Source organism: Curtobacterium sp. VKM Ac-2887, assembly GCF_015350935.1.
Classification (GTDB): Bacteria; Actinomycetota; Actinomycetes; order Actinomycetales; family Microbacteriaceae; genus Curtobacterium.
The window spans coordinates 171,591-196,646 of record NZ_JADKSB010000003.1 but is presented as its reverse complement, the minus strand read 5'-3'; the positions used below and the strand labels follow the sequence as shown (position 1 = coordinate 196,646).

The following is a 25,056-nucleotide window of genomic DNA, read 5'->3' as shown; positions in this document are numbered from 1 at the left end:
GGGCTCGGGCTCGGGCTCGGGGCTCAGCCGCGGGGCTTGGCCGCGAGCATCCGCTCGAGGGCGACCTTGGCGTCGGCCTGGACCTCGGCGGGGACGACGATCTCATTGAGGACCTCGCCGCGCACCAGTGCCTCGAGCACCCAGGCGAGGTAGCCCGGGTGGATCCGGTACATCGTCGAGCACGGGCAGACGACCGGGTCGAGGCAGAAGATCGTGTGCTGCGGGTACTCGGCGGCGAGCCGGTTCACCATGTTGATCTCGGTGCCGATCGCGAACGTCGTCGGTTCGGTGGCCGCGGCGACGGTCTTCCGGATCAGGTCGGTGCTGCCGGCGTGGTCGGCGGCGTCGACGACGGCCATCGGGCACTCGGGGTGCACGATGACCTGGACGCCGGGGTGCTCGCGGCGGGCCTGGTCGATCTGGTCGACCGTGAAGCGGCGGTGCACCGAGCAGAAGCCGTGCCAGAGGATGACCTTCGCCGCTTCGAGGTCGCTCGTCTCGTTGCCGCCCAGGGGCTTCCGGGGGTTCCACATCGGCATCAGGTCGGTGCTGATCCCCATGGCCTTGGCGGTGTTGCGACCGAGGTGCTGGTCGGGAAAGAACAGCACGCGCTGCCCACGCTCGAACGCCCACTCGAGCACCGTCGCGGCGTTCGAGCTGGTGCAGACGATGCCGCCGTTGCGCCCGCAGAACGCCTTGAGGTCGGCAGCGGAGTTCATGTAGGTGACGGGGATGACGGGCACCCGGCCGTCGGCGTCGGGCTCGGTGCCGTAGACGGCGGTCAGCTCGGCCCAGGCGGCCTCGACGCTGTCGATGTCGGCCATGTCCGCCATCGAGCAGCCGGCGGCCAGGTTCGGCAGGATGACGCGCTGGTCGTCGCGGGCCAGGATGTCGGCGGTCTCGGCCATGAAGTGCACGCCGCAGAACACGATGGCCTCGGCGTCGGGCTTCGTCAGCGCCGCGTTGGCGAGCTGGAACGAGTCACCGAGGAAGTCCGCGTGCCGGACGACCTCGTCGCGCTGGTAGAAGTGCCCGAGGACGACGACCCGGTCGCCGAGCGTCGCCTTCGCCCGCTCGATGCGCGCGTGCAGCTCGTCGGTCGGCGCGGTCTTGTACTCGTCCGGCAGCACGCCCTGCCGCGGTGCGCTCGTCGGGATGACGTCGGTCATCGACGAACCCGGGCCGTACCCGGGCCGGGAGTCGAAGTCCCACGTGGGCATGGCGAGGTCGGGCGTGCAGGTGCTGCCGCCGGCCTTGCCGTTCGAGATGAGGTCGATGGTCGTCGCGATGGACACGGTGGTTCCTATCGGTTCTGCGGTCGTGTGCCCTGCTGCAGCGGGCCGTTGTCCGCGTAGGCCAGGTCGGGGTTCGAGCGGTACAGCCGGGCCGGACGGTGCCGGCCCCCGCTCGTGGTCTCGTCGGTCGGCAGGATCGCGTCGGTCTTCTCGACCTGCCGACGGAAGTTCGCGGGGTCGAGCGCACGCCCGAGCACCGCCTCGTACACCCCGCGCAGCTCGGCGAGGGTGAACCGGTCCCCCAGGAAGGCCTGGGCGATGCGGGAGTACGACATCTTGGTGCGGAGCCGCCAGAGCGCGTACTCCACGATCCGGTCGTGGTCGAAGGCGAGCGGCGGGTGCTCGTCGGCGAGGAACCAGCGGACGTTCCAGTCGTCCGGCACGACGTTCGCCTCGTCCGGGTGCACGAGCGCCCAGTACACGATCGACACCACCCGGCTCGGTGAGCGGCCGACGTCGCCGAACGCGTAGAGCTGTTCGAGGTAGCGGGGCTGCACGTTCGTCGTCTCGCGCAGGCGCGCCGCGGCGGAGTCCTCGAGTCCCTCGTCGACGCCGACCCAACCGCCGGGCAGTGCCCACGACCCCTCGAACGGTTCGGCCACCCGGCGCACCAGCGGCATCCACAGCGCCGGCGCCCCGGTGTCGGGGTGCGGGCGCAGCGCGACGATCACGGTCGAGACCGCGACGCGGATGCCTGCTTCGTCCATGGTGGACCTTAATGTCATTCTGACTCGAAGTGTTCGGGTTGCGATGACCCTATCACCGCTTCGCGGTGTGTTGCGCCCGCAGGCGGCTCCGGGTCGTCACGAACCGGAAACAGATCGTCACGAGGCCGAAAACTCCGGGAGGCCCCGCGTGGATACGGTGAGGATCATGACGACGGTGACGAGGATGCATGCCGTGGTGTCGGGGACCGTCCAGGGGGTCGGGTTCCGGTACTGGACGGCACGGAAGGCCGACGGGCTCGACCTCGTCGGGTACGCCAGGAACCTCTGGGACGGCACCGTCGAGGTCGAGGCCGAGGGGCCGTCGGTCGCGGTCGAGACGTTGATGGAGTGCCTGCGGAGCGGGCCGCCGTCGGCCACCGTGACGGACGTTGAGTTCCGGCCGGTCGTGCCGCACGGCGACGCCGACGGGTTCGCGATCCTGCACTGACCCGGTCGCACCGACCGTTCACGTGCGGATGTCGGTGCGGAGCGGAATAATCGAATCCACTCAGGCGGTTGCCCTGTCTGCGCGTTCTGCGCCACCTCGTTCCACCAGTCGTGATCCACCAGGAGCTCCCGCATGACCCAGGCCGTCGATTCCGCCCCCCGCACGGGAAGCGTCTCGCAACCGACCGCTGCCGAGACCCGTCTCGTGATCGGGCTGCTGCTCGTGTCCGCGTTCGTCGTCATCCTCAACGAGACGATCATGGGCGTGGCACTGCCGCGGCTGATGGACGACCTCGACATCAGTGCGGCGACCGGGCAGTGGCTGACCACGGGCTTCCTGCTCACCATGGCGGTCGTCATCCCGATCACCGGGTTCCTGCTGCAGCGGTTCAACACCCGCCCCGTCTTCGTCTGGGCGATGGGCCTGTTCTCGGCCGGCACCCTGATCGCCCTGCTCGCACCCGGGTTCACGCTGCTGCTCGTCGGCCGCATCGTCCAGGCCAGCGGCACCGCGATCATGATGCCGCTCCTGATGACGACGGTGCTCACCCTCGTCGACCCGGCCCACCGCGGCCGCATCATGGGCAACATCTCGATCGTCATCTCGGTCGCGCCGGCCATCGGCCCGACGATCTCCGGGCTCATCCTCAACGCGTTCTCGTGGCGCTGGCTGTTCGGCTTCGTCCTGCCGATCGCGATCGCCGCGCTCATCCTCGGCATGGTGAAGGTCCGCAACGTCTCGACGCCCCGCCGGGCACCGCTCGACGTCGTCTCGGTGATCCTGTCCGCGTTCGCGTTCGGTGGGATCGTCTACGGCCTGTCCAGCATCGGCGAGGCCGGCACCACCGGCCTGTTCGTCCCGGTCACCGCGCTCGTCGTCGGTGCCGTCGCCCTGGCGGTCTTCATCCTCCGTCAGACCCGACTGCAGCGCACCGACAGCGCCCTGCTCGACCTGCGCACCTTCCAGACCCGCGGCTTCACCGTCCCGATCGTCGCGATGGCGCTGAGCTTCATGGCGATGTTCGGCACGCTCATCCTGCTGCCGATCTACCTGGAGCGCGTCCTCGGGCTCGAGGTCCTGAACGTCGGACTGCTGCTGCTCCCCGGCGGGCTGCTCATGGGGCTCCTCTCCCCCATCGTCGGGCGCATCTACGATCGTCGCGGACCGCGCGTGCTGCTCATCCCCGGCTCGATCATCGTCAGCGCGGTGCTCTGGGCGCTCTCCACGGTCGGCGTGGACACCAGCGTGTGGTTCGTCCTCGGGGCGCACGTCGTGCTGAGCATCGGCCTGGCGCTCACCTTCACCCCGCTGTTCACGGCGGCGCTCGGTGGCCTGCCCCCGAAGCTCTACTCGCACGGCAGCGCGGTCCTCGGCACGGCGCAGCAGCTCGCCGGAGCCGCCGGCACCGCCCTGTTCGTCACCCTGCTCACGATCGGCGCCGCCACGGCAGCGACCGGCGCGGGTGCGGACGCCGTGGCCGCTGCGACCGCCTCCGGTGTGAAGACCGCGTTCCTGGTCGGCGCGGTGATCTCGCTGTTCGGCATCCTGGCATCGGTCTTCGTCACCCGTCCGGCGGTGCCCGAGGGCGCACCGACGCCCCCGCCCGCGCACTGACCGCGGTGCCGCCCACGGGTCCACGTGGCATCGTGGGCGGCATGCGGTCGACGGCGAGCGAACTGAACTGGTCCGGCACGGTCACGTACACGGCCGAGCAGGTACTCCGACCGGGCTCGATCGACGAGGCAGCCGAGGTCGTCGCACGCTCCCCGCGGGTGCACGGGCTCGGCACCCGGCACTCGTTCAACGACTCCGCCGACGCCCCGGGGGTCCTGCTCGACCTGACCGCGGTCCCCACCGACCTGGTCGTCGACCCCGAGCGGCGGACGGCGACCCTCGGAGCCGGCACCCGGTACGGCGTCGTCGCGCCCGACCTCGACCGCGCCGGGTTCGCGCTGCACAACATGGGGTCGCTCCCGCACATCTCCGTCGGCGGCGCGGTCGCCACCGGCACCCACGGCTCCGGCACCACCCTCGGCTCGTTGACCACCGCGGTCCGGTCCCTCGAACTGCTCGGCCCCGACGGTTCGCTCCGGACCGTCGACCGCACCGACCCGGCGTTCCCCGGCACCGCCCTGCACCTCGGGCTGTTCGGCGTCGTGACCCGGGTCACGCTCGACCTCGAACCCACGTACCGGATGCGGCAGGACTCGTACGGGCCGTTCCCGTGGAGCACGTTCACCGACCACGTCGCCGCAGTCCACGCCGCCGGGTACTCGGTGTGCGCCTACACGGTCTTCGGCGACGAGATCAGCGAGGCGCTCGTGAAGTCCCGGGTCCCCGACGGCGCCGACGACACCGCCGTGCCGGACGACCTGTTCGGCGCTCCCCGGCTGCCCGGCTCCCCCGGCGACGGCCACCACACGGCGCGCGACGGCTCGGTGGGCCCCTGGTGGGACCGGCTGCCGCACTTCCCCATCGAGTCCGTGCCGAGCCACGGGTCCGAGGTGCAGAGCGAGCACTTCGTCCCGCTCCGGCACGCGGCGGCGGCGCTCGACGCCCTACGCTGGCTGGCCGACCGCATCCAGCCGCACCTGCACGTGTGCGAGCTGCGGACGATGGCGGCCGACGACCTCTGGCTGAGCCCGACCCAGGGCGAGGACGTGCTCTGCATCGCGTTCACCTGGCAGAAGCACCCGGAGGCGGTCGCCGCGCTGCTGCCCGACCTCGAGGCGCGGCTCGCACCGTTCGACGGGCGACCGCACTGGGGCAAGATGAGCTCGCTCGACGGCGACGCGATCGCGGAGCTGTACCCGCGGGTGGCGGACGTCCGTGAGCTGATCGCACGAGCCGACCCGGACCGGACGTTCGCATCCGCGTTCGGCGAGCGGGTGCTGCGGGCCTGACCCGCGCCTCCAGTCCGACGCCCCCGCGCCCCCGCGCGCCCGCGCCCCGGTGCCGGTCCGCAGGGCGCGTCAGCGCAGGCGGGTGACCGCCTTCGCATCCCCGTCCCAGTGCCGGAGACCGCCCACGGTGAGCACCTCGGGCAGGGGCGCGTCCGCAGCGAGGACCCGGAGCGCCGCCGGCAGGTCGACGTCGCGGATCCGCCGAGCGAGGGTGACGTGCGGCGCCCACCGACCGGGCAGCGACGAGTCGACCGAGCCCGGAGCGGCGGCGTCGACCGCGTGGTGGAAGCGGGCCAGTGGCTCGTCGACGACCACACCGAGGCCGAGCACGTGCCGACCGGGGCCGGCGGGGAAGAGCAGGACACCGGCGACGCGCAGGGCCTCGGGCACCGCGACGTCGAGGTCCGTCGGAACGGGAACGGCCTCGCCGGCCACGAGGGTGACGTGCGGGTCGTTCGTGCCCGAGTGGCCGAGGCTCGGCAGTTCCACGGCGACGAGGGTCTGCCAGAGTGCCCGGACCGCCGCGTCCGAGGGGCCGTCGAGGACGAGTTCGATGCTGCGCACGTACCGAGTGAACCAACGCACCCCGTGACGGCGATGTAACACGGCGGAACGGAACTCGCACCGGGGACCCGCTCCCGTCACACTCGACTCCACGCCGCGGACCACCGCGGCTCCCCCGCACAGCACGGCCCACGAGGAGCACCAGCATGTCCGCAGCCCCCGCACTGCCCGAGAAGCCGAAGGGCAAGCGCCCGATCGGCTGGATCGTCGCCGCCGTCATCGTCGTCGTGGCGATCGTCGTCGCCGTCATCGTCGGAGTCGTGCGCTCCGGTGGTGACAGCGGTGGCGCTGCCGCCGGTGACGCTGCGCCGAAGACCGTCACGATCGGTGTCTCGGACAAGTCGCTGCCCTACTGGAACACGTACGTAAAGGCCGCCAAGGAGCAGCTCAACGTCACCGTGAAGCTGCAGAACTTCTCGGACTACTCGCTGCCGAACCCTGCGCTCAAGGACAAGCAGATCGACATCAACCAGTTCCAGCACATCCAGTACCTGGCGAACTACAACGTCACCTCGGACGACGACCTGCAGCCGATCGGCGCGACGGCCGTCTACCCGCTGCCGCTGTACTCGACGAAGGTCTCCGACGTCGCGGACTTCGAGGACGGCGCGAAGGTCGCGATCCCGAACGACGCCATCAACGAGGCCCGTGCGCTCCTGGTCCTGCAGGCCGCTGACCTGCTCGAGCTCAAGGACGGCGGCAACGCCTTCTCGACCACGGCCGACATCACCTCGCACAAGGTCGACGTGCAGACGCTCGACGCCTCGCAGACCGCGAACGCCCTGCAGCAGGGCTCCGTCGAGGGCGCGATCGTCAACGTGAACTACGCCACCTCGGCCGGGCTCGACACCAAGGACGCGATCTTCCAGGACGACCCGAAGAGCGCCTCCGCCGCCCCGTACGTGAACGTCTTCGCCGTCCGCGACGCCGACAAGACCAACAAGACGTACCTCGACCTGGCGAAGCTGTTCCAGGACGACGCCGTGCAGAAGGTCTTCGCGAAGGACTACCCGGACGCCGTCCCGAGCGACGAGAGTGCCGCCTCGCTGCAGAAGGAGCTCACCACGGTCGAGTCCGACGCGAAGGCGGCAGCGGAGTAGTGCCGGTCCTCGTCGAACTCCGCGGCGTCTCGAAGCACTACCGCCGCGCCGACACCGGCGAGACCGTGGTGGCCGTCGAGGACGTCTCCCTGGACGTGCACCAGGGAGAGGTCCTCGGCGTCATCGGGTACTCCGGTGCGGGCAAGTCCACCCTGGTCCGTCTGGTGAACGCCCTCGAGCTCCCCAGCTCCGGGACCGTTACCGTGGCGGGCAAGGAACTGACGGCGATCCCCGAGCGGGATCGCCGTCTGGCGCGTCGCAACATCGGGATGATCTTCCAGCAGTTCAACCTGTTCCGGTCCCGCACCATCGCCGGCAACGTCGCGTACCCGCTCAAGGTCGCCGGTGTGCCGAAGGACGAGCGGGACCGTCGCGTGGCCGAGCTGCTCGACTTCGTCGGGCTCCTCGAGCGCGCCCACGCCTACCCGGAGCAGCTGTCCGGCGGTCAGAAACAGCGCGTCGGCATCGCGCGGGCCCTCGCGGCGTCGCCCGACCTGCTGCTCGCCGACGAGGCCACCAGCGCCCTCGACCCGGAGACCACGTCCGAGGTGCTCGGGCTGCTCCGCCGGGTGAACAAGGAACTCGGCGTCACGATCATCGTCATCACGCACGAGATGGACGCCGTCCGGCAGATCGCCGACCGCGTCGCCGTGATGGAGCAGGGTCGCGTCGTCGAGGTCGGGGACGTCTACGACGTGTTCTCCGCGCCGAAGACGGGTGCTGCGCAGCGGTTCGTCCGCACCGCGCTGCACGACCGCCCCTCGGTCGACACGCTCGCTCGCCTGCGCGAACGCCACCCCGGTCGTCTGGTGACCGTGCAGATCTCCGACGAGGCCGGGCTGCAGAACCGGATCGACGCGGTGTTCCGGTCGGCAGGGGTCACCGCCGAGCTCGTGTACGGCGGGGTCGGCGAGATCCGCGAGCGCCGGATCGGTTCGCTCACGTACGAGCTCACGGCCGGCGGGGTCGCCGACGCCGGTGCTGGTGCTGGTGCACCGGACGCCATCGACCGCGCCGTCGCCGCCCTGCGCGCCGACGGGGTCACGACCGACGAGGAGGCAGCAGCGTGAACAACTCGTTCCAGAGCGTGATCGACACGTTCGACGTCTTCCTCGCCGCCATGCGCGACACCATCGTGATGTCGCTCGTGTCACTCGTCATCGCCGGCGTCATCGGGCTCGCCCTCGGGCTGCTGCTCTACGCGACCCGGCCGGGCAACCTGCTCGGCAACCGCACCGCGTACACGATCATCAACGTCGTCGTGAACCTGGTCCGGCCGATCCCGTTCGTGATCTTCCTCGCCGCGATCGCCCCGCTGTCGCGCGTCGTGGTGCAGACCACGATCGGCGTGCCCGCGGTGACCTTCGCGATCTCGTTGGCAGCGGCCTTCGCGGTGTCGCGCATCGTCGAGCAGAACTTGCTCGCGGTCGACCCCGGCGTCGTCGAGGCGGCTCGCGCGTCGGGTGCGCACCCGATCTCGATCCTGCTGACCGTCCTGATCCCCGAGGGCCTCGGGCCGCTCATCCTCGGCTACACGTTCATCTACATCGGCATCGTCGACATGACGGCGCAGGGTGCGTTGATCGGCGGCGGTGGACTCGGTGAGTACGCGATCACCTACGGATCGCAGCGGTACGACTGGTGGATCGTGTACGTGTCGGTCGCGGCGATCGTCGTCATCGTGCAGCTCGGCCAGTTCGTCGGCAACCGGCTGGCGCGCGCGACCCTGCGTCGCTGACGCGGAGGCGCCGCTCGCGGCTTGGCGCGTCGCGGGCTCGCGACTCCCCGCTCACGTCCGCCGAGTGGTCACGACGTGTCGCTCGGCGGAACGCTGGCCGACAGTTCGTGACCACGCGACGGCGGGCGCGGCGCGTTTCGCCGCCTCGCCATGTGCCGTGGCCGCAACCGCCTGGAGGCCCGGTGCCGGTACACGAGACCGGCACCGGGCCTCCAGTGCGTTGCCGGCTCCACCGGCGCGCCCAGCGTCGCCCGCCGAGCGGTCACGACTTCCCGCCGTCGCCCGCGGAGTGGTCACGACGTGTCGTCTGCCGGACCGCCGGCCGACACTTGCTGACCACTCGACGACATGCTCGCGGGTCAGGCGGCCGGCGACTCCACGGTCTCGATCGTGCCGGTCGCGCCGGGGTGCTCGTAGTGCGCGCGCACCAGGATCGGACGGTGGTCGGAGATACCCGCCGGCAGGGTCTCGACGCCGGCGATGTGCAGCCCGACGCTCGTCGCGAAGTCGAAGTGGCCCGTGAACTTGCGGTACCGCAGGTACGTCGGCTGGTCGGACAGCGACAGTGCGAACCCGCCCTGCTCGATCTTGCGACGCAGGTTCGTCTGGAACCAGGGGTAGTTGAAGTCGCCGACCATGACCGCGGGGACGTCCTTCGCGAGCTCGCGGAGGAACTGGTGCGCCGCCTCGATCTGCTTGCGACGCAGGGAGTTCGTCGCGGTCAGCGGTGAGGCGTGGAACGAAGCGACGACGACCTCGGCGTCGGCCTCGGTGTCGCGCAGGTGCATCGCGATGAGCCGTTCGTGCGCGGGTGCGAGGACCCGGTCGTGCAGGGACTTCTGCAGCGAGTGGATGCTGAAGTCCTGCACCTCGAAGCGGTCGTCGCGCTTGTAGATGGCGAGCCCGAGGCGGTTCGTGCGGGTCGACGCGGCGAGCGAGAGCCCACCGATCGACGGGGCCAGGTCGTTGCTGTCGCACTCCTGCACGCAGAGGACGTCGGCGTCGGAGGCCTCGGCCAGGGCGGCGAGTTCACCGTTCGCGGTGTGCTCCCGGAGGTTGTAGCTGACGACCCGGAGGGCAGTGGGCGGCACGCCTGCGTCGGTGGCGATCGTGCTCTGCTGTTCTGGCGCGGCCATGCTGCCTTCCTGTCCGGGTGGTCCGGGTCACCCTGCCGCGGCAACCGTACTCGGCGTTCGCAAACGGATGCTGAGACTGTAACGCCTGTCGGGTTTCGCGCGTGTGACCGTGACGGAAACGGACAGTCATGGGCCGCGCAGAACCGCCCGGGTCAGGCGCGGACCCGGCGGGCGGGGCGGACGGTGTCCCCCGCTGTGCGGCTCATCAGGATGCCCTCGACGCACGCGACGGCGAGCAGCGCCGCGATGACCCAGAACGCGACGGAATACGGGCCGTCGCCACCGAGACCGCCGGCCGCGCGGATCACGACCGCGGCGACGGCGACGCCGAACCCGGCGGCGGTCTGCTGCAGCGTCGACGAGAGCGTGTTCGCCGGGGTCATGTCGGCCTGCTCGACGTCGGCGAAGGCGATGGTGTTGTACGCCGTGAAGCCGACGGAGCGGGCGGCGCCGCTGACGACGAGCAGGACCGCGAGCAGCCAGAACGGGGTGTCCTCGGTCATGAACGCCATCGCGACGACGGTCAGCGCCGCGATCGCACTCGACACGATGATCACCGGGCGGTAGCCGAACCAGCGCAGGAACGGCGTCGTCATCGGCTTGATGCCGAGGTTGCCGACGAAGACCCACAGCACGGCGGACCCGGCGAGCACGGCGCTCCAGCCCCAGGCGTCCTGGAACAGCAGCGGGAGCACGAACGGCACCGCGGAGACCGCCAGGCGGAACAGGCTGCCGCCGGCGTGCGACACCCGGAACGTCTCGAGCCGGAACGCCTCGAGCCCCATGATCGGGTGCGGTGCCCGGCGGAAGTGCCGGATCGCGAACCAGCAGCAGACGGCACCGACGACACCGGACACCACGACGGCCAGGACCGGGATGACGTCGAGCGCGAGCAGCGACGCCATGACGACGAGCGACCCGAGGCCGAAGCACGCGAGCAGCGACCCGAACCAGTCGAACGGCACACGCTGCGCGGCGCGCTCCTGCGGGACGAGGACGAGCGCGGCGACGAACGCGATGACGCCGAGCGGGATGTTGATCAGGAAGATCCAGTGCCACGTCAGGGTGTCGACGAGCACGCCGCCGATGAACGGGGCGATGATCGGCGCGGCGAGGGCGGGCCAGGTGAGGATCGCGATGGCGGTGACGAGCTGCTCGCGGCCGGCGCTCCGGAGCACCACGAGCCGGCCGACGGGCACCATCAGCGCGCCGCCGAGCCCCTGCAGGATGCGCCAGAGCGTCAGGTCGACGAGGCCGGTCGACATCGCGCAGAGCGCCGATGCGATCGTGAAGAGCGCGATCGCGCCCGCGAAGACGGTGCGGGACCCGATCCGGTCGGTGAGCCAGCCCGAGACGGGGATGAACACCGCCAGGGTGACCAGGTACGCGGTGATCGCGACGCCGACGGCGGCCGAGTCGACGCCGAGGTCGCGTCCCATGGCGGGCGCCGCCGTCGCCAGGATCGTGCCGTCGAGGAGCTCCATGAAGAAGGTCCCCGCCACGAGCACGGCGACCGCCGTGCTGCCCGTCCGCCGTCTGGGTGTCGTCATCGTCGTCGCCATGTCGCGTCAAAGGTTATGCCCGCTGCCGGGTCGCGGGCGGATCGTGTCAGGAGGTTCCGCGATCGTGTTGTGCATTGCAGAATGATGCGCACCAGCGCGTTGCCCTGCGGGTCCGCCGAGCGGGAGCGTGGAGGCTGCGCGACGACAGGAGGCTCACCGATGACCGACGCCGACACGACGACCGGGACCGTGACCGTGACCGTGACCGTGACCACGAAGGGCGCCTGGGACCCGGCATCGGACACTCCGCACCACGTCCTCGACCACGCCCACCTGCCCGTGATGACCCTGCGCGAGTCCGCCCTGGCGAACAACACCGCCGTCATGCAGGCCTACGTCGACCGCCACGGACTGCTCTTCGCACCGCACATGAAGACGCACATGGCGCCCGACCTCGCCGCACGGCAGATCGACGCCGGGGCCTGGGGCGTGACGGTCGCGTCCGTCCAGCAGGCGATGATCGCGTGGGAGCACGGCGTGCACCGGATCCTGGTCGCGAACGAGGTCCTCGACCCAGCCGGCCTCGCCTGGCTCGCGTCCCGGCGCACGGTCGACCCGGACGCCGACGTCCTCTGCTACGTCGACTCCGCCGCAGGTGTCACCGCCGCCGTCGCCGCGCAGGGCACCGTCGCCGGCGAGCTGCACGTCCTGGTCGAGCTCGGGTTCCCGGGCGGGCGCACCGGGGTCCGCTCCCCCGACGACGCGCGTGCCCTCGCGCTGCTCGCCCACGACGCCGGGCTCGTGCTCCGCGGTGTCTCCGGGTACGAGGGCGGACTGCCCGGCGTCGACGCTGCCCGCGAGTACGTCGCCGGCGTGCTCGACGTCGCCGAGGACGTCCGCGGGCTCGTCGACGGTCGCGGGCTCCTCAGCATGGGCGGCAGCGCCTGGTTCGACGCCGTCGTGGACGCCGTGGCAGCCCGCACCGACGACCTCGACGTGCTGCTGCGGTCGGGTGCGTACCTGACCCACGACGACGGCTTCTACGCCGAGCGCACGCCGTTCGGCCGGCACCCGGCCGAGGGCTCGCTCGTCGCCGCGATCGAGGTCTGGGGACGCGTGACGTCCTGCCCGGAGCCCGGGCTCGCGTTCGTCGCCGTGGGCAAGCGCGACATCTCCTTCGACGAAGGGCTGCCGGTGGTGCGGTCGGTACGGCCGACCCTGCCAGGAGGCCCGGCGGGCGCCCCACAGATCGTCCCGCCGCCCGGGGCGGTCACCGTCACCCGCCTCGACGACCAGCACTGCTACCTCGCGCTGGCGGACGGCGCCCCCGAGCTGACGCCCGGCGACGTCGTCGTGTTCGGCATCTCGCACCCCTGCACGGTATTCGACAAGTGGCGGCAGGTGCACGTCCTGGCCGACGACGACACCGTGCTCCGGACGATCGCGACGTGGTTCTGATGCGCGCGACCACCGCGGCCCCGGTGCCGACGGACGGCGACGGTCCTGCCCGGAACGCCGCACTGTCCCTGCGTCGCGGGCTCCGCCTGCTCGACTGCATCGCCGACCGGACCCGCAGCGGCGCGGTGTCCGTCAGCCTGTCCGTGCTGGCCGCCGAGCTCGGCACCTCGAAGTCGACGGTGCTCCGCCTGACGGCCCCGATGCTCGAGAACGACCTGCTGCGCCGCACCGCGGACGCCGGGTTCACGCTCGGCCTCGGTGCCCTGCTGCTCGGGCAGAGCTACCTCGAGGGGATCGACCTGCGCTCCGCCGCCGCACCGTTCCTGCGTCGGACGGCGGAGCAGACCGGGCTGACGTGCCACCTCGTCGTGCCGGACGGCACCGACATCGTCTACGTCGACAAGGTCGAGACCCGCGGCACCGTCCGCATGGGCTCCCGGATCGGGAACCGCCTGCCGATGCGGAACACGGCGTCCGGCAAGGCGATCGTCGCGTTCGGTGAACCGGAGCTGCTCGACCGGGTGCTCGCCGAGCCGGCCCAGGTCATGACGGAGCACACCATCACCGACGACGACCGCTGGCGGCACGAGGTCGACCGCACGCACGGACGGGGGTACGGCATCGACGACCGCGAGAACGAGCCGGACATCCGGTGCGTCGCCGCCCCGGTGTTCGACCACGCGAACCAGGTGGTCGGCGCGATGAGCATCTCCGGGCTGGCCTCGCGGTTCCCCGCAGCGGCGGTCCGCGAACTCGGCGACGGCGTCGTTCGGACCGCCCACGAGATCTCCGTCGCGCTCGGGTCCTCGTCGGCGCAGCTCGCCCTCGCGCGGGGTGCCCGGTGACCGGCTCGGTGCTGACGTTCGGCGAGACGATGCTGCTCCTGACCGGGCGCGACGTCGGCGCGGTGCCGGACCTGGAGCACATGCGGGTGGACACCGGCGGCGCGGAGAGCAACGTCGCGATCGGCCTGGTCCGCGCCGGGGTGCCGGCCACGTGGATCGGTCGGGTCGGCACGGACCCCGCCGGCGACCGGGTCGCCGCCGACATCGGTGGGGAGGGCGTCGACGTCCTCGCGGTCCCCGACGCCGAGCGATCCACCGGCATCATGATGAAGGAGCGGCTGCTCGACGGCCGCACCCGGGTGACCTACCACCGCCGTGGTTCGGCCGGCTCGGCGTTGGCCGCGACGGACCTGCCCGGCAGCGTCGTCGAGACCGCTGCGCTCGTGCACGTCACCGGGATCACCCTCGCGCTCTCCGAGTCCGCACACGACACCGTGACCGCAGCGCTCGACCGGGCTGCCGCCGCCGGTGTGCCGGTGTCGTTCGACGTCAACCACCGGCCGAAGCTCATCGGCGCCGACGCTGCACGAGACCGGTACCGAGCCGTCGCAGCACGGTCCGCCGTGGTGTTCGCCGGCGACGACGAGGCCCGACTCGTGCTCGACCGCGACGAACAGGACGACGACGAGGAGTCACTCGCGCACGACCTCGCCGCACTGGCACGGGGCCGCGCGGTCGTGAAGCTCGGCTCTCGCGGCGCCGTGGCGTCGATCGACGGCGTGTTCGTCCGTCGGCCCGCGACCCCGGTGCGCGTCGTCGACCCGGTCGGTGCCGGTGACGCGTTCGTCGCGGGCTGGCTCGCGGCGAGCATGGGCGGAGCGGACGCCGCCGAGGCGCTCGACCGGGCCGCCGACGCCGGCGCCCTCGCCTGCACCGTCGAGAGCGACTGGCGCCGACCGGACCCGGCCGCGTTGCACCACGCCCCGGACCCGTCGGACACCGACCACACCGTGCACGACCACGTCGACCGCTGACACCGCGTCCGCCGACACCGTGTCCGCCGAACACCACCACTCGAGGAAGCGCACCATGACGAACGACACCACGAGCACCGAGCAGCACGCCGGCGCACGGCACCGCCACCAGGCCGGACCGGCGATCGCGATCCTCCGCGGCGGCACCGGCGACCACGTCGAGGACGTCATCGCCACCCTGGTCGAGTCCGGCGTGACGGCGATCGAGATCACCACGAACACCCCACGCTGGCGCGAGGGCATCGCGTGGGCGGTCGAGCGGTACGGTTCCGCGGCCTCCATCGGCGTCGGCACGGTGCTCGACGTCCGCCAGCTCGACGAGGCCGCCGCCGCCGGCGCCTCGTTCGCCGTCAGTCCCCACCTCGACGCCGAACTCGGCGAGCGCGCGCACGAGCGTGGCCTCGGCTGGTACCCCGGTGCCGCGACCCCGACCGAGATCGTCCACGCGTGGCGGCTCGGTGCCCGCGCGGTGAAGGTGTTCCCGGCGGCGCAGCTCGGCGGCCCCGCGTTCCTGAAGCAGGTCCTGGCACCGCTCGACTTCGTCGACGTCATCCCGACCGGGGGCATCGGGGTCGACGACGCCCCGGACTACCTGGCCGCCGGTGCGGTCGCCGTCGGACTCGGGTCCCCGCTCGTCGGCGACGCGCTGACCTCGGGCGACCTCGACGCCCTGCGGGAGCGGGCCGGCCGCCTCGTCGCGGCGCTCGACCGATGACCACCGGCGGTCCCGAGCACGTGACGGGCTCCGAGCAGCCCACCGGCGAGCAGTCCGCCGGCGGCGTCGTCCTGCTGCGCGGCGGGTCGCTACTCGGTGCGGACGGGGCCCCGGTGCGCGCCGACGTCCTCGTCACCGACGCTGTCATCCGCGCCGTCGGTCCCGACCTGGCCACCCCCGCCGACGCGCACGTGATCGACTGCGACGGACGACTGGTGCTGCCGGGCTTCGTGGACGCGCACTCGCACGCCGGGTCGCTCGTGTTCGACGAGGGCGTGCAGCTCGCGCTCCTGCGCCAAGGTGTGACCACGATCGTGACCGGACAGGACGGCGTCGGGCCGGCACCGGGTGACGGTTCGTACGCCGACACGTACTTCACCGCCATCGACGGCCCGCACCCGACGTACCGCGGTGGCGGGGTCGACGGCCTGCTGACGACTTACGACGGAACGACCCCGATCAACGTCGCGACGCTCGTGCCCGCCGGCACGGTCCGGCACGAGGTCATGGGCGACGACCCCGGGCCGGCGGACAGCGCGCAGCTGGCCGCGATGCGGGAGCTCGTGCGCGACGGCCTCGCGGACGGTGCGGTCGGCCTGGCGACGGGGCTCGACTACGTCCCCGGCCTGTTCGCCGGCACCGCCGAACTCGCTGCGCTCTGCACCGAGGTCGCTGCCGTCGACGGCCTCTACGTGTCACACATGCGCGGTGGTTACGAGGGGAACGCCCGCGCCGGCCTCGACGAGATCGCCGACATCGTCCGCGCGTCGGGCGTCCGCGCACACGTCTCCCACCTGCACGCGCCCGTCGACCTCGCGGTGACGGCACTGGCCGAACTCGAGGCCGAGGGCGCCCCGATGTCGTTCGACGCCTACCCGTACTCGCGCGGCTGCACGATCCTGTCGATGCTGCTGCTGCCCGCGGCCCTCGCCCGCCCCGGCACCGAGGACCTCGCCCACGCGATCGCCGACGACGAGGGTCGTGCCGCGGTCCGGGCGGCCGTGCTCGACCGCGTGCTGTCCCGCGCCGACCTCGGCACCGGCTGGGCGGAGCAGATCACGCTGTCGCACGTGCCCGCCGCCGAGTTCCACGCGCTGCAGGGCCGCACCCTCGCCGACGCCGCCGAGGCGACCGGGACGGATCCGGCGGACCTGGCCCTCGACGTCCTGGTCGACTCGGCACTGCAGGTCACCGCCGTGATGCGCGTGCCCCGTCCTCGGACTGCCGACGACCTCGCACCGCTCTTCCGGCTGCCCGGGCACACGGCCGGGTCCGACGGCATCTTCGTGGGCACGCACCCGCACCCACGGGCGTACGGGACGTTCGGGCGGTACCTGCAGGACTTCGCCCGCACGGGGCTCCTGACGTGGCTCGAGGCCTCGCGGCACCTGTCCGCCACTGCGGTCGAGCGACTCGGTCTCGGTCGACGGGGCGCAGTCACCGTCGGGGCGGTCGCCGACCTGGTGGTCGTGGATCCCGATCGGGTCGCGGCGCGGTCGTCCTACGACGAACCGATGCGCCTGGCCGAGGGCATCGACGACGTCCTCGTCGCCGGCGTCCCCGTGCTGGCCGAAGGCGCCCTGACGCACGCGACCCCCGGTGCCGGGCTGCGTCGCCACCCGGGTCGGATCGACCACGGGCAGGGAGCAGCGGGCACCGGGGGTCGGTGACCCAGCACGGCGAGGCGCCTCGGTGAGGCTTCACACAGCCTGCGCCGACGTCACGAAGCGCTCGGCAGCACCGCCACGACGTCGATCTCGACCAGGATGTTCGCCAGGTGCGACTGCACGGTGGTGCGGACCGGGTACGGCTGCGAGAAGTGCTTCGCGTACTCCTCGTTGAAGGCCGGGAAGTCGCGGTCGGAGTGCTCGAGGTGCACCGTGGACTTCACGACGTCGTCGAGGGTGGCACCGTGCTCGGCCAGGACCGCTGCGACGTTGGCCAGCACCTGCGCGGTCTGACCGGCCACGTCGTCGGCGATCGCACCCGTGGCGGGGTCCTGCGGGCCGAACCCGGCGGTGTAGATGAAGCCGTTGGCGACGATGCCCTGGCTGTAGGGCCCGGCGGGCTTCGGGGCGTTGTCGGTCACGATGGCGGTCTTCGGCGCGGTGGGGTTCGGCACGGTTGCTCCTGTGGTTCGTCGGTCGTGGGCGGACTCCAGGCTAGGCGGAAGGCCGCCTCGAGAGCCGACCACGCACCCGACCGATTCCGTATTGCAGAACGCAGGGCGGGCCTCCCGTCCGGGGTGCCGCACCGACCACCCAGGTGGAGGGCGACTACCCTGGCCGGGTGCCGTCCTCCCTGCCCGAACGCCGCCGAGCGTGCACGGGCTCGCGCCGAGCACGCGCATGAGCCGGCTCGACGGCGCGGTCACCGGGACCGCCCCGACCGGACGGCGCCGCGCACTCGACACCGTGACCTCCCTGCCGGCGTGGGCGGCCGTGCTGCTCGTCTGGACCGGGGGCCGGATCGTGTCGACGCTGTGGCTGGCACTCGCGTACCCGCTCATCGGACGGGCGATGCCGGACAACGCCATCTGGGGCAACGGGCACGGCTTCACGGCGTTCCTCACCGCCTGGGACGGTCAGTACTACGAGCAGATCTCGCTGCACGGGTACCCCGACGTGCTGCCGCTCGACGCCGTCGGCAACGTGGCGCAGAACGCCTGGGCCTTCCTGCCGGCGTTCCCGTTCACGATCCGGATGCTCACCGCCTCGACCGGGCTGCCGTTCACCGTCGGCGCCCCGCTCATCTCCGTGCTGGCCGGTCTGCTGGCGACCTATCTGCTGCACCGCCTGGTCCGCGACCGTGCGGGCAACGCCGCCGCGATGTGGGCAGTCTTCTTCTTCACGTGCGGGCCGCTGTCGTTCCTGCTGCAGGTCGGGTACGCGGAGAGCATGTTCCTCGCGCTCACGTTCGGCGCGCTGCTCGCCCTGGAGCGTCGCCGGTACGGGCTGCTCACCGTGCTCGGGGTCGCCGCTGCCTTCACCCGTCCGGGTGCTTTGGCCGTCCCGCTCGTGCTCGGGGTCATCGCCCTGGTGCGGTGGGTCCGGGCTCGCCGTGAGACCGGGCGGGTGCTCGACACCTTCCCGCTCCGCGAGCAGCTGCAGGTCGTGGCCGCCGGTGCCGTGATGGTGGTGGCGGGTCTCGCGTGGCCGGTCATCGCGTCGCACGTGACCGGCACGCCGAACGCCTACCTCGAGACCGAGATGTCGTGGTGGGTGAACTTCATCGGCCGCGTGGACTTCGTGCCCTTGTCGCCGTGGTTCCTCATCGCCGGGCGCTGGCTCGGCGTCGGCGGGGTCCTGATCGTGGTGTTCCTGCTCGTCGGGTTCCCGATCTGGCTGCTCCGCCGGTCGACGAAGCGGCTCGGGTCGACGACCGTGCTGTACTCGGCCGCCTACGCGCTCTACATCTTCGCGGTGTCGCTGCCGATGGCCTCGACCCCGCGGCTGCTCATGCCCCTGGCGCCGTTGTTCGGCTCGCCGGAGCTCGTCGCGAAGCCGTGGATGCGGTGGACGTTCGTCACCGCGGCGCTGGCCGGGCAGCCGGTGCTCGTCGCGGTGCTCTGGCTGCTCGGGCCTCCGTAGCGAGGACGGCGACGCCGGCAGCGGCCCTGCATGGGCACGACGGCAGCTCCGACGCGGAACGACGGAATCGACGTCGTACGACATCGGTCCCGTCGTTCGGAGTCGGATCGAGCCGAGCCCGCCCCGCCCCGCCCCGCCCCTACAGCTCGACGGTCCCGTGGTCCCCGGTGTCCGGCTGGCTCTGCGTGCCGAGTGCGGCCTTGAGCGTCTGCACGAGGCTGCCGACCGGGCCGGTGTCCTGCGTCCAGTACTCGACCGAGTCGCCCGACACGGTGAGGAGTCGGATCGAGGGGTCGTCGCGGCCGTCCGGGAACCAGGCCTCGGCGAACGGTGACCACAGCTCGTCGATCACGGCACTGTCCTGCGTCACCGTGGCGGTGCCGGCGATGGACAGGTAGCCGCCCTGCGACTCGATGGAGACGTTGACGTGCGGGTTCCTGGCGATGTCGTCGACCTTCTCGCTGCCGTCCTGCACCAGGAAGCGGAGGGTCCCGTTGAACGCCTTGTCCTGCACAGCGAGCGGCCGGGCGTGCAGCTGGCCGTCCTCGCTCACCGTCGTCAACAGGGCCGTGTGGGCGCCGTGGACGATGTCCGAGATGGCGGCGCGCTGGTCGGTCTGCGTGTCGGTCATGATGCTCCTTTGCGTCGTGCGCCCCACCCGTCCCGACGTTCGACCGCGGGTCCGGCGGGGCCGTACCGTTCCCGCCAGTGTGCCCCTCGACGCTGGGCGCGTCCGGCACGTGGCAGCACCACCCCGACCGGGAGGCCCGTGCCGACTCCCCCGGACACGTCCGGCCACGCAGGTGGCCGGTCCGCAGTGCCCGCACCCGGTCCGGCGCACTCCATGCGTCCGCACACAGCGACACTCCACCAGTCGATCACCGCGTGCATCGTCGGAACATGCACACGCACCGGATGCATGCGCAACGAGCGACAGTCCACGAGGCGATCCGGTGGTGGATCGTCGGAAGATGCACCCGTACGGAACGCGTCAGGCGGGCTCGCGGATGGTGGTCTCGACGTCGACGACCTGCGGCACCCGCGGCATCGACGCGAAGCCGAACGCCACGGGCGGGTCGAGCGGTGCCAGGGTGCCGAGGGGCTCCCCCGCCCAGGTCCCGCGCACGCCGGTGACGTCGTGCGCCCCGGTCACGCCGTAGTACTCGCGGCGGCCGTTCCCCGCCGAGCCGGCGGTGCCGGATCCGGGCGCGACGAGCCGGGCGATCGGGTCGATCGCGGCGAGCCACCGCGGGTCGCGGGCGATCGGCTTCGGCACGACGCGCAGCACCCGGCCGAGCGGTGAGATCGTGCCGACGTCGACCGAGACCTGCAGGGCGCCGGCGTCGAGCTCCAGGCCACGGGCCGTCCGTCGGGCCCGGACGTCGACCACGGACACGGTGTCGAACCGGTAGGTGCCGGAGACGTAGGCGGCGACGATCTCGTCCGGCGCGAGCAGCACGCTGGTGCCGTCGGGTAGCTCGAGGAACACGTCGGTGAACGCCCCGAACGGCGAGCGGTCCCACATCCCGACGACGATCCGGACGCCCGAGGTGGTGCCGACGCCCATGATCCGGCCGCGGAACCGGCGCTCGACGGGTGGGGTGCTGGGGCGTGACGGCATGCCGTGGACCGTACCCGGCGTGCCCGTGAGCCGGACCGACGGAGCCGACCCGCGCCTCCCGGCCGACGGGTGCGCCAAAGCGACAGATCACCGCGAACGTTCCGCGGCGATCTGTCGCTTTCGTGGGGTAGGCCCGCCGGGGTGATCGCCTACGGGACGGGGACGGGCTCGGCGAGCAGCTCGCGCACACGGGGCGCGACCTGGGTGCCGTACAGCTCGATGGACCGCAGCATGTCCTCGTGCGGCAGGCGACCGGTCGCGTACCGCATGTCGAACCGCGAGGCGCCGAGGATCCGCATGTTCCGGGCGATCTTCCGCGCCACGGTCTCCGGCGACCCGACGTACAGCGAGCCACCGGCGGACAGGCCCGCGTGGTAGCCGGCGACGTCGAGGGGCGGCCAGCCGCGCTCCCGGCCGAGCTGGTCGGTGACGGCCTTGTGGTACGGCCAGTACCGCTCGGCGGCTTCCTCGTCGGTCGCCGCGACGAAGCCCGGCGAGTGCATCGCGATGGGCTGCTGCGGCAGGTCGAGCTGAGCGAGCGCCTGACGGTACAGCCGCGAGAACGGGGCGAACTGCGCCGGCTGCCCGCCGATGATGGCGAGGAACAGCGGCAGGCCGTACGACGCCGCACGGATCACCGACTGCGGGGAACCGCCGACGCCGATCCAGGTGGGGATGGCGCCGTGCTCGAGCTTCGGGAAGACGTCCTGGTCGACCAGGCTCGCGCGCTTCGTGCCGGACCAGGTGACGGCGTCGCCGCCGCGCAGGGCCGCCCAGAGCTGCAGCTTCTCCTCGAACAGGACCTCGTAGTCGGAGAGCTCGTGGCCGAACAGCGGGAACGACTCGGTGAAGGAACCGCGCCCGAGGATGACCTCGGCACGGCCGTCCGAGATCGCGTCGACGGTGGCGAAGCGCTCGTAGACGCGCACGGGGTCGTCGGACGACAGCACCGTGACGGCGGAGCCCATCCGGATGCGGGAGGTCGAGGCGGCGATCGCGGCGAGGACGACCTCGGGTGCGCTCACCACGAAGTCGGCGCGGTGGTGCTCGCCGACGCCGATGAAGTCGATGCCGACCTGGTCGGCGAGGACGGCCTGGGCCACGACGTCGCGGATGCTCTGCGCGTCGGACTTGAGGCTGCCGTCGGCGAGCTCGGTGACGTCGCCGAAGGTGTCGATGCCGAGCTCCACGCGTCCGATCCGCTCGGGTGCGGGCGGCGGGACGTCCGAGGGGCGGTCGGTGCCGAATGCGTTGCTCATGGTTCCTCCTGGTCGCACTTCCATGCGTTTGCATCAAAATAGCACGGCCGAGCCGTGATGGCCAGCGCCCGCGTGTACGGTCGCCCGCATGCCGAAGCTCCCTGACCAGACCGGACGCAGGATCGTCGTCACCGGCTCCAACAGTGGCACCGGGAAGGAAGCCGCGACCCGTCTCGCGGCCGCCGGCGCGAGCGTCGTGCTCGCCGTGCGCACGACCGCGAAGGGCGATGCCGCCGCGGCCGAGATCCGTGCAGCCCACCCGAACGCCGACGTCGAGGTGCGCGAACTCGACCTCGCGGACCTGGCGAGCGTGCGCCGCTTCGCCGACGGCATCGTCGGCGAGGACCGCCCGATCGACGTCCTGGTGAACAACGCTGGCGTCATGGCGCCGCCGCAGCGCTTCGAGACGGTCGACGGGTTCGAGCTGCAGTTCGGCACGAACTTCCTCGGTCCGTTCGCGCTGACGAACCTGCTGCTGCCCTCGCTGCTGCGTGCCGAGGCACCGCGGGTCGCGACAATGTCGAGCCTCGCCGCGATCCCCGGCCGGATCCGCTTCGGCGACCTGCAGTGGGAACGCGGGTACAACGGCTGGCGCGCCTACGGCCAGTCCAAGCTCGCCGACCTGCTCCTCGCGCTGCACCTGCACCGACTGACCGTCGAGGCGGACGTCCCCCTCGTCAGCACCGCGGCGCACCCCGGCTACACCCGCACGAACCTCCAGTCGGCCGGGCGCTCACTCGGACGCACGAAGCCGGTGCGGTCCAGCAACCGCGCGCTCCCCTTCACGCAGGCGGTCGAGCAGGGCACCGAGCCGCTGCTCTACGCCGCGGTCGGCCCGAACGCGGTCGGCGGCGCCTACTACGGCCCGGCCGGCCCCTTCGGCCTGACCGGACCGACGACCGCCGTCTCGATCCCCGGGTCGGCACGGAGCGCCGACCTCGCCCGCTCGCTCTGGGCCGTCGCCGAGGACCTCACCGGGACACGTCCGCCCCTCTGAGCGCGGGGCGCGGGGCGCGGCCGGGAGGCCCGTGGCGCGTCCGGTGCGCCGCCCGCGTCAGGCGCGGTGCAGCTCCACCGACCCGTCCAGCCGTCCGGGTTCGGTCAGGCGGGCGTGCTGCAGGACCGTGCGGTCCGGACCGATCGCCGCGGCGACGATCGACAGCGTCGTCATGTGCCCCTCGGCCTCGTGCGCGTCGCGGAGGATCGCGTCCGGGTGGTCGCTCGGCAGCGCAGCGGACTCGGCCAGGACACCGAACCAGCCGCTCCACCCGTCTCCGGCGTCGTCCCCCGCGTCCACCGTCCGGAGTTCGTCGAAGGGTCCGAGCACCGGTGGCCCGACCGGGGCGTCCGCGGCACGGAAGGCCTCGAGCCACCGCCCGATGCGCGGCGCCGCCGGGTCGTCCGGTTCGCCGTGCGTCACCATGTGCACGCCCGGGCCGAGCTCGGTCGTGCGGACCCGTGTGCCGTCCCAGGTCAGGACCGCGGCGCCGTCGGCGGTCGCCCGCACCAGGTTGAACGCGCGGGTGGTCGGCAGCGTGCCGTCGTGTCCCGGCAGCAGGTCGTCGGCGACGGCGTCGACCGGCACCACGCCGCGGGTCGTCCACGTGCCGTCGACACTCGGCACCGGTTCGCCGCGGTTGAGCACGACCGCCAGTCCGGCGCGGTCCGAGGCGGCGAGCCACGCACCGCCGGCAGCACGGTCGCGCACACCGCGGACCCCGGGGTCGCGATCGGGCCACCACGCAGCAGGCGGGTCCCACGGACGCTCGGGTGACTCGTCCCGCAGGGCGAGGACGGTGACGGGCCACGCGGACCCGGGGTCGACGCGGACGACGACGGTGCACATGCCGTCGATCCTCGCACGTGCCCCCGGTAGCGTGAGCGGCGTGAACGCAGCAGCAGAGCGCACCCTGACCGTCATCGTGGGGATCACCGGGGGCATCGCCGCCTACAAGGCCGTCGGCGTGGTCCGCGACCTCGTCAAGCGCGGGCACGAGGTGCACGTCGTCCCGACCGAGGGGGCGCTGCGCTTCGTCGGACTGCCGACGCTCGAGGCACTCAGCCGCAACCCCGTCACCACGAGCGTCTGGGACGACGTCTCCGAGGTCCGCCACGTCGCCCTCGGCCGTCGCGCGGACCTGGTCGTGGTGGCCCCGGCGACCGCGGACTCCCTGGCACGGATGGCGAACGGCCTGGCGAGCGACCTGCTCGGCACGACGCTGCTCGCCACCGACGCCCCGGTCGTCGTCGCTCCGGCGATGCACCCGCAGATGTGGGAGCACCCCGCGACCCGGGCCAACGTCGCCGTCCTGCGCGAGCGGGGCGTCCACCTGGTCGGACCGGTGGTCGGCGCACTGACGGGCGACGACGCCGGCATCGGTCGGATGGCGGAACCCGAGGACATCGTCGCCGCGGCGCTCGCCGTGCTGGACGACCCGGCCGGTGCAGGCGCGGGGCGTCGCGCCGGCACCGAGGGGGGGACGCAGTCCGGCGCCGGGGCCCGTGGCGAGCAGGGCGACCTGTCCGGTGTCCGCGTGGTCGTCAGCGCGGGGGGCACCCGTGAGCCGTTCGACCCGGTGCGCTTCGTCGGCAACCGGTCGAGCGGCCGGCAGGGCCTGGCCATCGCCGCCGACGCAGCGGCGCGCGGCGCCGTCGTCACCGTCGTCGCCGCGAACGTCGAGGCCGGCCTGACCGCGGGCATCGACGCGACCGTCGTGCCGGTGGGGTCAGCGCTCGAGCTCGCCGAGGCCGTGCACGCCGCGGCGGTCGATGCCGACGTCGTCGTGATGACCGCTGCCGTCGCCGACTACCGGCCGGCCGAGGTCCTCGCCGAGAAGCTCAAGAAGGACGCCCAGGGCGAGCGGATGACGCTCGAGCTGGTGCGGAACCCCGACGTGCTCGCCGACCTGGTGGCGGCGCGGCGCACCGGGCAGGTCATCGTCGGGTTCGCCGCCGAGACCGAACCCGACCGCGACGCCCGCATCGCACTCGGCCGCGCGAAGATCGCCCGCAAGCCCGCCGACCTGCTCGTCGTGAACCACGTCGGCTGGTCGGCCGGGTTCGAGCGCGAGGAGAACGCGATCGAGGTCCTGGTGCCGGGCGGCGAGGTGGTCCGCGAGACCTCGGGCACGAAGGCCGAGGTGGCGGCGGCGGTCCTCGACCTCGTCGCGACCGCACTGACCTGATTCCGAGGACGGGCGA

General features: G+C 72.3%; 24 protein-coding genes. 14 read left to right on the top strand and 10 right to left on the bottom strand.

Annotated elements, in window-relative coordinates; translation table 11 throughout:
- Positions 1–23: 23 nt before the first annotated feature.
- Both nadA and ITJ69_RS05185 read right to left on the bottom strand, forming a co-directional pair.
- Positions 24–1,295, bottom strand: coding sequence for a quinolinate synthase NadA (gene nadA, locus ITJ69_RS05190; RefSeq protein WP_123338800.1), 1,272 nt, complete (start codon positions 1,293–1,295; stop codon positions 24–26).
- Between the two features lie 8 nt (positions 1,296–1,303).
- A complete protein-coding gene (locus ITJ69_RS05185; RefSeq protein WP_111084339.1) occupies positions 1,304–2,002 on the bottom strand; it encodes an NUDIX hydrolase in 699 nt (232 codons plus the stop codon).
- Positions 2,003–2,168: 166 nt separating this feature from the next.
- Here ITJ69_RS05185 and ITJ69_RS05180 point away from each other — a divergent pair, with 166 nt between their 5' ends.
- The 3 genes from ITJ69_RS05180 (at position 2,169) to ITJ69_RS05170 (ending at position 5,353) form a co-directional block, all read left to right on the top strand.
- Positions 2,169–2,450: an acylphosphatase gene (locus ITJ69_RS05180; RefSeq protein WP_228504877.1), complete on the top strand. Its 282-nt coding sequence runs from the start codon at positions 2,169–2,171 to the stop codon at positions 2,448–2,450.
- 132 nt (positions 2,451–2,582) lie between these two features.
- The gene (locus tag ITJ69_RS05175) at positions 2,583–4,064 is read left to right on the top strand and encodes an MDR family MFS transporter (protein WP_194672190.1); all 1,482 of its coding nucleotides are present in this window, start codon (positions 2,583–2,585) and stop codon (positions 4,062–4,064) included.
- A gap of 41 nt (positions 4,065–4,105) precedes the next feature.
- Positions 4,106–5,353: an FAD-binding protein gene (locus tag ITJ69_RS05170; protein WP_194672189.1), complete on the top strand. Its 1,248-nt coding sequence runs from the start codon at positions 4,106–4,108 to the stop codon at positions 5,351–5,353.
- Positions 5,354–5,422: 69 nt separating this feature from the next.
- On the opposite strand, the gene ITJ69_RS05165 is transcribed toward ITJ69_RS05170, so the two are convergent.
- Positions 5,423–5,917 carry a 2'-5' RNA ligase family protein gene (locus tag ITJ69_RS05165; RefSeq protein ID WP_194672188.1) on the bottom strand — a complete coding sequence of 165 codons (495 nt, stop codon included), beginning with the start codon at positions 5,915–5,917 and terminating at the stop codon, positions 5,423–5,425.
- Positions 5,918–6,063: 146 nt separating this feature from the next.
- On the opposite strand from ITJ69_RS05165, the gene ITJ69_RS05160 reads away from it, so the two are divergent.
- The 3 genes from ITJ69_RS05160 to ITJ69_RS05150 are packed head-to-tail and all read left to right on the top strand — an operon-like array spanning position 6,064 to position 8,755.
- A complete protein-coding gene (locus tag ITJ69_RS05160; RefSeq protein ID WP_123292037.1) occupies positions 6,064–7,017 on the top strand; it encodes a MetQ/NlpA family ABC transporter substrate-binding protein in 954 nt (317 codons plus the stop codon).
- Positions 7,017–8,087: a methionine ABC transporter ATP-binding protein gene (locus ITJ69_RS05155; protein ID WP_194672187.1), complete on the top strand. Its 1,071-nt coding sequence runs from the start codon at positions 7,017–7,019 to the stop codon at positions 8,085–8,087. The genes ITJ69_RS05160 and ITJ69_RS05155 overlap by 1 nt, the downstream gene beginning before the upstream one ends.
- A 50-nt stretch (positions 8,088–8,137) precedes the next feature.
- Complete coding sequence (locus ITJ69_RS05150) at positions 8,138–8,755, top strand: methionine ABC transporter permease (RefSeq protein WP_111084480.1); 618 nt, start codon at positions 8,138–8,140, stop codon at positions 8,753–8,755.
- A 359-nt stretch (positions 8,756–9,114) separates the two neighbouring features.
- On the opposite strand, the gene ITJ69_RS05145 is transcribed toward ITJ69_RS05150, so the two are convergent.
- The gene (locus ITJ69_RS05145) at positions 9,115–9,891 is read right to left on the bottom strand and encodes an endonuclease/exonuclease/phosphatase family protein (RefSeq protein WP_111084345.1); all 777 of its coding nucleotides are present in this window, start codon (positions 9,889–9,891) and stop codon (positions 9,115–9,117) included.
- 152 nt (positions 9,892–10,043) lie between these two features.
- Positions 10,044–11,453 (bottom strand): MFS transporter, encoded by a 1,410-nt coding sequence (locus ITJ69_RS05140; RefSeq protein ID WP_200849218.1) that lies wholly within the window; start codon positions 11,451–11,453, stop codon positions 10,044–10,046.
- Positions 11,454–11,612: 159 nt separating this feature from the next.
- Between ITJ69_RS05140 and ITJ69_RS05135 the strand changes: the two genes are divergently transcribed.
- From ITJ69_RS05135 to ITJ69_RS05115, 5 genes are read left to right on the top strand one after another with little or no spacing between them, the layout of a single operon-like run.
- Entirely contained in the window at positions 11,613–12,851 is a 1,239-nt protein-coding gene (locus ITJ69_RS05135; protein ID WP_194672186.1) for an alanine racemase, read from the top strand.
- Positions 12,851–13,696 (top strand): IclR family transcriptional regulator, encoded by an 846-nt coding sequence (locus ITJ69_RS05130; protein ID WP_131879380.1) that lies wholly within the window; start codon positions 12,851–12,853, stop codon positions 13,694–13,696. Before ITJ69_RS05135 ends, ITJ69_RS05130 begins: the two co-directional genes overlap by 1 nt.
- Positions 13,693–14,670, top strand: a complete 978-nt coding sequence (locus tag ITJ69_RS05125; protein ID WP_123292033.1) for a sugar kinase — start codon at positions 13,693–13,695, stop codon at positions 14,668–14,670. Before ITJ69_RS05130 ends, ITJ69_RS05125 begins: the two co-directional genes overlap by 4 nt.
- A gap of 55 nt (positions 14,671–14,725) precedes the next feature.
- A complete protein-coding gene (locus tag ITJ69_RS05120) occupies positions 14,726–15,385 on the top strand; it encodes a bifunctional 4-hydroxy-2-oxoglutarate aldolase/2-dehydro-3-deoxy-phosphogluconate aldolase (RefSeq protein ID WP_123292032.1) in 660 nt (219 codons plus the stop codon).
- Positions 15,382–17,055 (top strand): N-acyl-D-amino-acid deacylase family protein, encoded by a 1,674-nt coding sequence (locus ITJ69_RS05115; RefSeq protein ID WP_194672185.1) that lies wholly within the window; start codon positions 15,382–15,384, stop codon positions 17,053–17,055. The genes ITJ69_RS05120 and ITJ69_RS05115 overlap by 4 nt, the downstream gene beginning before the upstream one ends.
- 50 nt (positions 17,056–17,105) lie before the next feature.
- Here the strand turns inward: ITJ69_RS05115 and ITJ69_RS20895 are convergent, their stop codons facing one another.
- Positions 17,106–17,507, bottom strand: a complete 402-nt coding sequence (locus tag ITJ69_RS20895; protein ID WP_235035960.1) for a RidA family protein — start codon at positions 17,505–17,507, stop codon at positions 17,106–17,108.
- 226 nt (positions 17,508–17,733) lie between these two features.
- Between ITJ69_RS20895 and ITJ69_RS05105 the strand changes: the two genes are divergently transcribed.
- A complete protein-coding gene (locus tag ITJ69_RS05105) occupies positions 17,734–18,975 on the top strand; it encodes a hypothetical protein (RefSeq protein WP_194672184.1) in 1,242 nt (413 codons plus the stop codon).
- Positions 18,976–19,114: 139 nt separating this feature from the next.
- Here ITJ69_RS05105 and ITJ69_RS05100 read toward each other — a convergent pair whose 3' ends face one another.
- The 3 genes from ITJ69_RS05100 to ITJ69_RS05090 form a co-directional block, all read right to left on the bottom strand.
- Entirely contained in the window at positions 19,115–19,606 is a 492-nt protein-coding gene (locus ITJ69_RS05100; protein WP_194672183.1) for a pyridoxamine 5'-phosphate oxidase family protein, read from the bottom strand.
- A gap of 360 nt (positions 19,607–19,966) precedes the next feature.
- Positions 19,967–20,596 carry a hypothetical protein gene (locus ITJ69_RS05095; protein WP_123292027.1) on the bottom strand — a complete coding sequence of 210 codons (630 nt, stop codon included), beginning with the start codon at positions 20,594–20,596 and terminating at the stop codon, positions 19,967–19,969.
- Positions 20,597–20,745: 149 nt separating this feature from the next.
- A complete protein-coding gene (locus ITJ69_RS05090; RefSeq protein ID WP_216834442.1) occupies positions 20,746–21,855 on the bottom strand; it encodes an LLM class flavin-dependent oxidoreductase in 1,110 nt (369 codons plus the stop codon).
- An 88-nt stretch (positions 21,856–21,943) separates the two neighbouring features.
- Here ITJ69_RS05090 and ITJ69_RS05085 point away from each other — a divergent pair, with 88 nt between their 5' ends.
- A complete protein-coding gene (locus tag ITJ69_RS05085) occupies positions 21,944–22,852 on the top strand; it encodes an SDR family oxidoreductase (RefSeq protein WP_173169279.1) in 909 nt (302 codons plus the stop codon).
- A gap of 57 nt (positions 22,853–22,909) precedes the next feature.
- Here the strand turns inward: ITJ69_RS05085 and ITJ69_RS05080 are convergent, their stop codons facing one another.
- A complete protein-coding gene (locus tag ITJ69_RS05080) occupies positions 22,910–23,701 on the bottom strand; it encodes an NRDE family protein (protein ID WP_173169278.1) in 792 nt (263 codons plus the stop codon).
- Positions 23,702–23,765: 64 nt separating this feature from the next.
- Between ITJ69_RS05080 and ITJ69_RS05075 the strand changes: the two genes are divergently transcribed.
- Entirely contained in the window at positions 23,766–25,040 is a 1,275-nt protein-coding gene (locus tag ITJ69_RS05075) for a bifunctional phosphopantothenoylcysteine decarboxylase/phosphopantothenate synthase (protein WP_194672243.1), read from the top strand.
- Positions 25,041–25,056: the final 16 nt, after the last annotated feature.